We start from the raw sequence: 4,951 nt of genomic DNA on the forward strand, positions 1-4,951 counted from the left end.
CTTAATGGCACTTATTTTTGTGTTTATCATAAGTAATAGCAGAGTTTCTGATTTTGAATTAGATGCGAAAAAATCAACGATCATACCAATAAGTTTTGTTTCTAGGGCAGACAAATTATCAGGAACATTGATTTTGCCTAGCAATAACGACATAAAAGCAGTCGTTATTTTGATTCATGGGGATGGAGCCCAAGATCGTTTTTCTAATGATGGATATTTACCACTGATTAATCGTTTACTTGCAGCAGGTATTGGTGTTTATACCTGGGATAAAGCAGGTGTGGGAGAAAGCCAAGGAAATTGGTTATTTCAATCTATGCAAGATAGAGCAGATGAAGCGCAAATAGCATTACAGATTATCCAAAAGAAATTTACTCATACAGATATTAAAATAGGTTATTTGGGCTTTTCACAGGCTGGATGGGTTATCCCTATTGCAGCGGCGCAATCTAAACCTGATTTTTCTGTCATTATTGGAGGCGCTGTCAATTGGAGAGATCAAGGTGCATATTATTATCGAGTGCGCTTAAAAGCTAATAATATTGATAGTAATGAAATTAATAGAAGAGTCACTGAACAACTGCAACAAAATGATCGCGTGTTTGGCATTAATGGTAGTCATGATACGTCAGCGCAAGGAGATATGTCTGACGATCGCTTCTATTTTGTTATTCAAAACTATTTAAGTGATTCCTCTAAATATTTACCGAATATGAATGGGCGAGTACTGGCTATGTTTGGTGAACGAGACCTTAATGTTGATGCACCTGAAAATGCATGTTTGTATAAAACATTATTAGGAAATGACGCAGATAATACGGTTGCCCTATTCCCTAACACTACTCACGGGTTGTTAAAAGCATCACTATTTAACTATCAGTTAGAAAACCAGTGGCCATGGTGGAAAAAGATACTCTTTATTTATCTCGGTCAAAAGAGTTACACCTCCGATACTCTAAATATACTCACCTTATGGATAACGGATAATAAATCAGTACCCTCTGAATATAGTGATTTTCAATGTGAAAATACCAATTCAGAATTAAGATAAAATGCAGATAACACCTAAATGACAGAGGCTCTTTATGTGTTGAAGTGTAAAATAAAAAATACACTATAAATCAATCTGATATTCAATAATCTTTCTAATTTGTATTAGCGCATCACGCAATAAATCAATGTCAATTGAAGCTAATGCAATACGAATTGCATGGGGAATATGAGGTGTTGTAGCATAAGGCTCAGCGGTTGCAACAGATATTTGTAATTGATGTAATGAAGTAACGATTTTATCGGCTCTAACTTCTTCTGGTAAAGGGATCCACAAAAAATAGGAAGTTGGATGATGAATATAGGAAAATCCTTCAAATATCTCACTCACTATTTTTTGTCTCTGCTGTGCATCTTTGCGTAATAAACGTTCTAATTTATCAACAACCCCTTCTTTCACCCATTGGCAGATAATGGACGTCATAAGTGCGGGTGTATTCCATGTTGTGACTCTCATTGAACGCTCTAGCGATGAAATCGTATTTGTTGGAGCAACAATAAAACCAACTCTTAACCCAGACGCGATATTTTTAGAAAATCCTGAAATATAAAAGGTAATATCTGGCGCCAAGGTAACAATTGAAGGTGGTGCTTTTTTAACTAAAAAGGCATAGGTTGCATCTTCAATAATCATAAAATGATATTTTCTTGCCAATGTAATTAATCGCTGTCGCTGTTTTAATGTTAATACCCACCCCATTGGATTATGAAGTGTGGGAATACAATAAAGTGCGCGTATGGCTCTTTTTTTTACATAACTTCTTCCAATTTATCTAGATCTGTTCCTGAAGGTGTTATAGGAATAGGTAATATTTCTAAATGATGAGCGAGTGCCGCTAATTTAAATCCGGGATAACTCAATGCATCTACCGCGACAACATCTCCTGGTTTCAAAGCACTCAATAATGTAATAGCAATACCTTGTTGTGCCCCACTAGTAATAATAATATTTTCAGGTTCAACCTTGATTTCTTTATTTTTAAGATATTGAGAAATCACTATTTTGTCGTGTAGTTTCCCGCTATGGGGTTGATAGCGAAGTAATGATTCAATTTCACCCGATGTCGATAATCTTTTTAGCTCAGTGCGCAATAATTCAGCTTGAATGGGTAAAGAGGGATAATTGAAATTAAGATCCAACATATCTGTTGCCGTAGGGTTTTCTATACCATGGTTTGTTGGAAGTGATAACTCACGTACAAAAGTACCTCTTCCCGTTTCACCAATGATTAACCCCATACTTTCTAATTCGGCGTAGACACGGCTTGCTGTTGCAAGAGACATTTTATGTTCTGCTGCTAAATGTCGATGGGTGGGTAAACGCGTGCCTGGCAATAATTTACCTGTGCGTATTTCATGCGCCAATTTATCAAACTAAAGATTTATAACGGGGCTGAACCATAGAAATTGTATCCATGACAATTATTTGATTGTCATAATTTTGACTCATAAGATAGCACTCAGCAAGTGATATATAGATACCATTATTCTGAATAAAAATTTTCTATTTCAATTGCTATTACTAAAATGTAATTAACTGTTTTTAATGAAAATAAATCATAATAATGATGGGGCATTATATGCAAAAAATAGAACAAAAAACGCAAACTAGAGGTTGGGTAAATGGTTTTATAGGGATGTTGATTTTTAGTGGCTCTTTGCCTGCAACAAAAGCGGCTGTATTAGGTTTTGATCCCTTATTTTTAACTGCTGCAAGAGCAACAATTGCAGGGTTATTATCTTTAATAATGTTGCTGTTATATAAAGAGAAATTACCTACATTTAAACAGTGGGTTTCATTAACCGTTGTTTCATTAGGTGTTGTTGTGGGTTTTCCATTATTAACGGCAATTGCACTACAAGAAATAACTTCAGCACACTCTCTTGTTTTTTTAGCTTTATTACCATTATCTACGGCAATTTTTGCGGTAATACGCGGTGGTGAAAAACCTCGCCCTATTTTTTTGGTTTTTTTCTATTATTGGTAGCTTATTAGTGATGGGCTATGCCCTTTCTCAAGGTGGAGGATCATCAATCAGCGCAGATTTATTAATGATAGCGTCAGTGATTGTTTGTGGTTTAGGTTATGCCGAAGGTGCGACTTTAACGAAAGCATTGGGTGGGTGGCAGGTTATATGTTGGGCATTAATTGTATCTTTACCTCCCATGATTATTCTTAGCTTTATTCTTATGCCTGAAGAGCTCGCGACAATTAGCCTTTCAGCATGGTTAGGCTTAGGTTATGTCTCGCTTTTTAGTATGTTGATTGGCTTTATATTTTGGTATAAAGGATTATCGCAAGGCGGGATCGCAACCGTAGGACAACTCCAATTATTACAACCATTCTTTGGATTAGGTTTAGCGGCTGTATTACTTCATGAATCTGTGAATTTATTGATGTTATTCGTCACTATTGGCGTTATTTTTTGTGTTGCTGGCTCAAGAAAATATGCCTAATTAAAAGTTTCCTTTAAAACTAAAAACACGCTAAATAGGCTATTAGCGTGTTTTACTCTTCAATTAAATTGGCAATTTCAAGCAAGTTATTATCCGGATCACGTAAATAAACCGACATAATAGCGCCAGTTGCACCCGTTCTAGAAACAGGCCCTTCTTCTATCTTTATACCTTGCTGATTTAAATGCTCAATGACCTCTGATAACGGCGTTTGTGTTAAAAAACACAAATCAGCTGAACCTGCAGTTGGTTTTGCTGCTTTGGGAAGGAATTCTTTTCCTACTTGATGAAGATTTATTTTTTGAGAACCAAAAAGTGAGTGCTTTGCGCCCTTCTTTAAACGTAATGACGTTAAAGCCTAATACGCGGTGATAAAAATCACACGTTACCTGAATATCAGCAACAGTTAATACTAAATGATCAAGGTGTGTAATTTTCATCAAGCCCTCACTTTTTATGTATCAATTAAAGTTCACACTTTGTTTTTAAAACGGCCGTTTTTCTATGGTGATCTAGCGCTAACTCAATAAGTTTGGTAATTAATGATTGATAGCCTAAACCTGCACTTTGCCATAATTTTGGATACATACTGATATTGGTAAAACCTGGTAGTGTGTTTATTTCATTGATCACAACGCGATTATCTTGCGTTAAAAACACATCTACACGCGCCATACCTAAGCAATTCAGAACACGGTATGCTTTTAATGCAACTTGGCGAATATGTAAACTCGTATTTTCATCCATTATAGCTGGAACAACAACTTTAGCACCATCGTCATCAATATATTTTGTGTTATAAGCATAGAAAGCATCGTTTAATACGATTTCACCACAAGGGCTAACGTTAGGATCTTCATTACCTAAAACTGCACACTCTATTTCACGACCTACAATAGCACTTTCAACAATCACTTTAAGGTCGTATTCAAACGCCATTTCTAATGCGGCGTTGAATTCTTCTTCATTATTAACTTTACTAATTCCTACTGAAGAGCCTAGGTTCGCAGGCTTAATAAATAAAGGAAGTCCTAATTGACGAACCATTTCGTTGTAAGGAATATCATTAATTTGATGCGCCATGATAGTAATAAATGGTGCAACCGCTAATCCTGCACCATCAAGTAGGCGTTTAGTAATATCTTTGTCCATGCAAGCTGCTGAACTCAGGATATTTGGTCCTACATAAGGCATATCAATCATATGTAATAAGCCTTGGAGTGTTCCATCCTCACCGTATGCACCATGTACTATCGGGAATACAACATCGATTTGAGGTAACGCCTGACCATCTTCAAGTGAAATAAATTGGTTTTTTACACTACCAGGAATAATAGCAACCGCTCATAAGGCATATCAATCATATGTAATAAGCCTTGGAGTGTTCCATCCTCACCGTATGCACCATGTACTATCGGGAATACAACATCGATTTGAGGTAACG

The 4,951-nt window shown here is 36.2% G+C and carries 2 protein-coding genes and 4 pseudogenes; 2 read left to right on the forward strand and 4 right to left on the reverse strand.

All coding sequences use genetic code 11. From position 1 onward, the window contains the following. The coding region (locus BHE89_RS09575; RefSeq protein WP_128860436.1) for an alpha/beta hydrolase family protein at positions 1–1,051 on the forward strand (1,051 nt) is incomplete at its 5' end. A gap of 63 nt (positions 1,052–1,114) precedes the next feature. Here BHE89_RS09575 and BHE89_RS09580 read toward each other — a convergent pair. Further along, a pseudogene (locus BHE89_RS09580) lies at positions 1,115–2,452 on the reverse strand (aminotransferase-like domain-containing protein). Positions 2,453–2,630: 178 nt separating this feature from the next. Between BHE89_RS09580 and BHE89_RS09585 the strand changes: the two are divergent. Beyond that, positions 2,631–3,507 (forward strand): annotated as a pseudogene (locus BHE89_RS09585) (DMT family transporter). A 52-nt stretch (positions 3,508–3,559) separates the two neighbouring features. Here the strand turns inward: BHE89_RS09585 and BHE89_RS09590 are convergent. The 3 genes and pseudogenes from BHE89_RS09590 to BHE89_RS09600 all read right to left on the reverse strand — a co-directional run bounded on the left by BHE89_RS09590 (position 3,560) and on the right by BHE89_RS09600 (position 4,940). Continuing rightward, a pseudogene (locus tag BHE89_RS09590) lies at positions 3,560–3,947 on the reverse strand (VOC family protein). A 25-nt stretch (positions 3,948–3,972) separates the two neighbouring features. After that, positions 3,973–4,848, reverse strand: a pseudogene (ddlA, locus tag BHE89_RS09595) (D-alanine--D-alanine ligase); the annotation flags it as partial. Then, positions 4,824–4,940, reverse strand: a complete 117-nt coding sequence (locus BHE89_RS09600) for a hypothetical protein (protein WP_458694213.1) — start codon at positions 4,938–4,940, stop codon at positions 4,824–4,826. The pseudogene ddlA and the gene BHE89_RS09600, both read right to left, overlap by 25 nt. Between the last annotated feature and the right edge of the window lie 11 nt (positions 4,941–4,951).

This window comes from Shigella sp. FC1967, assembly GCF_001743005.1.
Lineage (GTDB): Bacteria > Pseudomonadota > Gammaproteobacteria > Enterobacterales > Enterobacteriaceae > Proteus.